This window comes from Rathayibacter sp. AY1F4, from assembly GCF_002931775.1.
Classification (GTDB): Bacteria; Actinomycetota; Actinomycetes; order Actinomycetales; family Microbacteriaceae; genus Rathayibacter.
In genome coordinates this window covers 1-5,641 of record NZ_PSVE01000045.1, presented here as the reverse complement: position 1 = coordinate 5,641, position 5,641 = coordinate 1, and the positions used below count along the sequence as shown (strand labels likewise).

The window sequence follows — 5,641 nt, the reverse complement described above, 5'->3', positions numbered from 1 at the left end:
CGTTGTGAAGCACCGTTCTGGTGTGGAGGCGGGATGTGTCCGATTCTTGAGAACTCAACAGCGTGCACTATGTTCAATGCCAATTTTATACCCCGGCCTTGATCTTCGGATCGGGTTGGGATTCCTTTGGAAATTGATGTCAGCTTCCGGCTTTCGGGTCGGAGAGATGTCTTATTTGCTAGAGGTCAAACTTGACTCTCCTTCTCTTCGGGGTTGGGGGTCGTAATTTTTTTACGGAGAGTTTGATCCTGGCTCAGGACGAACGCTGGCGGCGTGCTTAACACATGCAAGTCGAACGATGAAGCCCAGCTTGCTGGGTGGATTAGTGGCGAACGGGTGAGTAACACGTGAGTAACCTGCCCTTGACTCTGGGATAAGCGCTGGAAACGGCGTCTAATACCGGATACGACCTGCCCCGGCATCGGGTGCGGGTGGAAAGTTTTTCGGTCAAGGATGGACTCGCGGCCTATCAGCTAGTTGGTGAGGTAATGGCTCACCAAGGCGACGACGGGTAGCCGGCCTGAGAGGGTGACCGGCCACACTGGGACTGAGACACGGCCCAGACTCCTACGGGAGGCAGCAGTGGGGAATATTGCACAATGGGCGAAAGCCTGATGCAGCAACGCCGCGTGGGGGATGACGGCCTTCGGGTTGTAAACCTCTTTTAGTAGGGAAGAAGGGCTTCGGCTTGACGGTACCTGCAGAAAAAGCACCGGCTAACTACGTGCCAGCAGCCGCGGTAATACGTAGGGTGCAAGCGTTGTCCGGAATTATTGGGCGTAAAGAGCTCGTAGGCGGTTTGTCGCGTCTGCTGTGAAAACCCGAGGCTCAACCTCGGGCCTGCAGTGGGTACGGGCAGACTAGAGTGCGGTAGGGGAGAATGGAATTCCTGGTGTAGCGGTGGAATGCGCAGATATCAGGAGGAACACCGATGGCGAAGGCAGTTCTCTGGGCCGTTACTGACGCTGAGGAGCGAAAGCGTGGGGAGCGAACAGGATTAGATACCCTGGTAGTCCACGCCGTAAACGTTGGGAACTAGATGTGGGGACCTTTCCACGGTCTCCGTGTCGCAGCTAACGCATTAAGTTCCCCGCCTGGGGAGTACGGCCGCAAGGCTAAAACTCAAAGGAATTGACGGGGGCCCGCACAAGCGGCGGAGCATGCGGATTAATTCGATGCAACGCGAAGAACCTTACCAAGGCTTGACATATACCGGAAACTTCCAGAAATGGTTGCCCCGCAAGGTCGGTATACAGGTGGTGCATGGTTGTCGTCAGCTCGTGTCGTGAGATGTTGGGTTAAGTCCCGCAACGAGCGCAACCCTCGTTCTATGTTGCCAGCACGTCATGGTGGGAACTCATAGGAGACTGCCGGGGTCAACTCGGAGGAAGGTGGGGATGACGTCAAATCATCATGCCCCTTATGTCTTGGGCTTCACGCATGCTACAATGGCCGGTACAAAGGGCTGCGATACCGTAAGGTGGAGCGAATCCCAAAAAGCCGGTCTCAGTTCGGATTGAGGTCTGCAACTCGACCTCATGAAGTCGGAGTCGCTAGTAATCGCAGATCAGCAACGCTGCGGTGAATACGTTCCCGGGCCTTGTACACACCGCCCGTCAAGTCATGAAAGTCGGTAACACCCGAAGCCAGTGGCCTAACCGCAAGGAGGGAGCTGTCGAAGGTGGGATCGGTGATTAGGACTAAGTCGTAACAAGGTAGCCGTACCGGAAGGTGCGGCTGGATCACCTCCTTTCTAAGGAGCATCTGGACACCGCAGGGTGTTCCAGGCGCCAGATCAAAGCGAATGTCTTTGCTGGTAGCTCATGGGTGGAACATTGAACTAGGTGCTCGGTGAGATCGTCTCGCGTCAGTACAGCCTTCGGGTTGGGAACGCGTCGGGGCGGTGGAGTCGGGTACATGCACGCTGTTGGGTCCTGAGGGACCGGGCCGGCTGCCTTCGGGTGGCGGGGTCGACTCTCCGGATCCTTTTCTCACGCCTGGGTGTGTGGGAGAGGGATACCGCCCGTATTTTGAGAACTACACAGTGGACGCGAGCATCTTAGATTCACGGCTTCGGTCGTGGATCGACAAGATTCGCATGGCGCGGCTTTCGGGCTGCGGTCATGCAAATCATTGGATCTGCAACTTTTCGAGTTGTAGTTTCTTAACTCATGTGATTAGCAAGTTCATAAGAGCAAACGGTGAATGCCTTGGCATCTGGAGCCGAAGAAGGACGTCGTAATCTGCGATAAGCCTCGGGGAGCTGATAAACGAGCTGTGATCCGAGGATTTCCGAATGGGGAAACCCCGCCAGGCCCCTTGTGGTGACCTGGTGACTCCCGCCTGAATATATAGGGCGGGTAGAGGGAACGTGGGGAAGTGAAACATCTCAGTACCCACAGGAAGAGAAAACAACAGTGATTCCGTCAGTAGTGGCGAGCGAACGCGGAAGAGGCTAAACCGAGTCATGTGTGATACCCGGCAGGGGTTGCATGGCCGGGGTTGTGGGACTTTTCGTTCCGGTCTGCCGGCCGGTGAACGTTACAGCGCATCATAGACGAACAGGTTTGAACGCCTGGCCAGAGCGGGTGCGAGCCCCGTAGTCGAAATGGTGTTATGGCGTGAAGAGTATCCCAAGTAGCACGGGGCCCGAGAAATCCCGTGTGAATCTGTCAGGACCACCTGATAAGCCTAAATACTCCCAGATGACCGATAGCGGACAAGTACCGTGAGGGAAAGGTGAAAAGTACCCCGGGAGGGGAGTGAAATAGTACCTGAAACCGTTTGCTTACAAACCGTCGGAGCCTCCTTGTAGGGGTGACGGCGTGCCTTTTGAAGAATGAGCCTGCGAGTTAGTGCTCTGTGGCGAGGTTAACCCGTGTGGGGCAGCCGTAGCGAAAGCGAGTCCGAATAGGGCGATTCAGTCGCAGGGTCTAGACCCGAAGCGAAGTGATCTATCCATGGCCAGGTTGAAGCGACGGTAAGACGTCGTGGAGGACCGAACCCACTTCAGTTGAAAATGGAGGGGATGAGCTGTGGATAGGGGTGAAAGGCCAATCAAACTTCGTGATAGCTGGTTCTCTCCGAAATGCATTTAGGTGCAGCGTTGCGTGTTTCTTGCCGGAGGTAGAGCTACTGGATGGCCGATGGGGCCCAAAAGCTTACTGACGTCAGCCAAACTCCGAATGCCGGTAAGTGAGAGCGCAGCAGTGAGACTGTGGGGGATAAGCTTCATAGTCGAGAGGGAAACAACCCAGACCACCAACTAAGGTCCCTAAGCGCGTGCTAAGTGGGAAAGGATGTGGAGTTGCACAGACAACCAGGAGGTTGGCTTAGAAGCAGCCACCCTTGAAAGAGTGCGTAATAGCTCACTGGTCAAGTGATTCCGCGCCGACAATGTAACGGGGCTCAAGCACGCCACCGAAGTTGTGGCATTGACATTAGTGGTAGGCCTTCGTGGTCCAGCCGTGTTGATGGGTAGGAGAGCGTCGTGTGGCGAGTGAAGCGGCGGTGTGAACCAGCCGTGGATGCCACACGAGTGAGAATGCAGGCATGAGTAGCGAAAGACGGGTGAGAAACCCGTCCTCCGGAAGACCAAGGGTTCCAGGGTCAAGCTAATCTTCCCTGGGTAAGTCGGGACCTAAGGCGAGGCCGACAGGCGTAGTCGATGGACAACGGGTTGATATTCCCGTACCGGCGAAGAACCGCCCAAGACAATCCAGTAGTGCTAAGTATCTGAATCCCTGTGATGGATCCCTTCGGGGTGAAGCGTTGGGCCTAGCGTACGACCCCGTGCTGGTGCGTTTAGCGTATTAACAGGTGTGACGCAGGAAGGTAGCCGAGCCGGGCGATGGTTGTCCCGGTCTAAGGATGTAGGGCGAACGATAGGCAAATCCGTCGTTCATATAGCCTGAGATCTGATGGGTAGACGCAAGTCGAAATCGGTGATCCTATGCTGCCAAGAAAAGCATCGACGCGAGGTTCTAGCTGCCCGTACCCCAAACCGACTCAGGTGGTCAGGTAGAGAATACTAAGGAGATCGAGAGAATCGTGGTTAAGGAACTCGGCAAAATGCCCCCGTAACTTCGGGAGAAGGGGGGCCTGAGGCGTGAACGGACTTGCTCCGGGAGCGTTCGATGGCCGCAGAGACCAGTGGGAAGCGACTGTTTACTAAAAACACAGGTCCGTGCTAAGTCGCAAGACGATGTATACGGACTGACGCCTGCCCGGTGCTGGAAGGTTAAGAGGAACGGTTAGCCGCAAGGCGAAGCTGAGAATTTAAGCCCCAGTAAACGGCGGTGGTAACTATAACCATCCTAAGGTAGCGAAATTCCTTGTCGGGTAAGTTCCGACCTGCACGAATGGCGTAACGACTTCCCAGCTGTCTCAACCGCGAACTCGGCGAAATTGCATTACGAGTAAAGATGCTCGTTACGCGCAGCAGGACGGAAAGACCCCGTGACCTTTACTATAGTTTGGTATTGGTGTTCGGTGTGGCTTGTGTAGGATAGGTGGGAGACGTTGAAGCGGGCACGCTAGTGTTCGTGGAGTCATTGTTGAAATACCACTCTGGTCACTCTGGATATCTAACTTCGGACCCTAATCGGGTTCAGGGACAGTGCCTGATGGGTAGTTTAACTGGGGCGGTTGCCTCCCAAAGAGTAACGGAGGCGCCCAAAGGTTCCCTCAACCTGGTTGGCAATCAGGTGGCGAGTGTAAGTGCACAAGGGAGCTTGACTGTGAGACTGACAAGTCGAGCAGGGACGAAAGTCGGGACTAGTGATCCGGCAGTGGCTTGTGGAAGCGCTGTCGCTCAACGGATAAAAGGTACCTCGGGGATAACAGGCTGATCTTGCCCAAGAGTCCATATCGACGGCATGGTTTGGCACCTCGATGTCGGCTCGTCGCATCCTGGGGCTGGAGTAGGTCCCAAGGGTTGGGCTGTTCGCCCATTAAAGCGGTACGCGAGCTGGGTTTAGAACGTCGTGAGACAGTTCGGTCCCTATCCGCTGCGCGCGCAGGAAATTTGAGAAGATCTATCCCTAGTACGAGAGGACCGGGATGGACGAACCTCTGGTGTGTCAGTTGTTCCGCCAGGAGCACCGCTGATTAGCTACGTTCGGAACGGATAACCGCTGAAAGCATCTAAGCGGGAAGCCGGCTTCGAGATGAGATTTCCATCCCTTCGGGGGAGAGGCTCCCAGCCAGACGACTGGGTTGATAGGCCGGATGTGGAAGACAGGACTAAAGACTGTCGGAGCTGACCGGTACTAATAAGCCGATAACTTGATAATCACTACACTCATACCGTTGTAAAGGCTGGTAGGAGTGGTCAGAGATTGCTTGCGTCCACTTTGTGGTTCCCAGAAGACGGGCACCCCGCATCCTCCTTCGGGAGGAGCGGAACAATTGAATACACGCACGGCGTGTAACCCAGATTTGACCATGTGCCTTCGGGTGCGTGTGTCGCCAGGGTTACGGCGGCCATAGCGAGAGGGAAACGCCCGGTCACATTCCGAACCCGGAAGCTAAGACTCTCAGCGCCGATGGTACTGCAGGGGGGACCCTGTGGGAGAGTAGGACACCGCCGGACACCATTCACGATGGCCACCCAGAAATGGGTGGCCATCGCTGTTTAACC

Annotated in this window: 3 rRNA genes; all 3 read left to right on the top strand. The window is 55.5% G+C overall.

Going from position 1 to position 5,641, the window contains the following annotated elements:
* The first annotated feature begins 230 nt into the window (after window positions 1-230).
* The 3 genes from C5C59_RS16890 to rrf all read left to right on the top strand — a co-directional run bounded on the left by C5C59_RS16890 (window position 231) and on the right by rrf (window position 5,593).
* A 16S ribosomal RNA gene (locus C5C59_RS16890) occupies window positions 231-1,753 on the top strand.
* A gap of 425 nt (window positions 1,754-2,178) precedes the next feature.
* Window positions 2,179-5,294 (top strand): 23S ribosomal RNA (locus C5C59_RS16885).
* Between the two features lie 182 nt (window positions 5,295-5,476).
* Window positions 5,477-5,593: ribosomal RNA gene (gene rrf, locus C5C59_RS16880) — 5S ribosomal RNA — on the top strand.
* Together the 16S, 23S and 5S rRNA genes form the textbook arrangement of a ribosomal RNA operon.
* The last annotated feature ends 48 nt before the right edge of the window (window positions 5,594-5,641 follow it).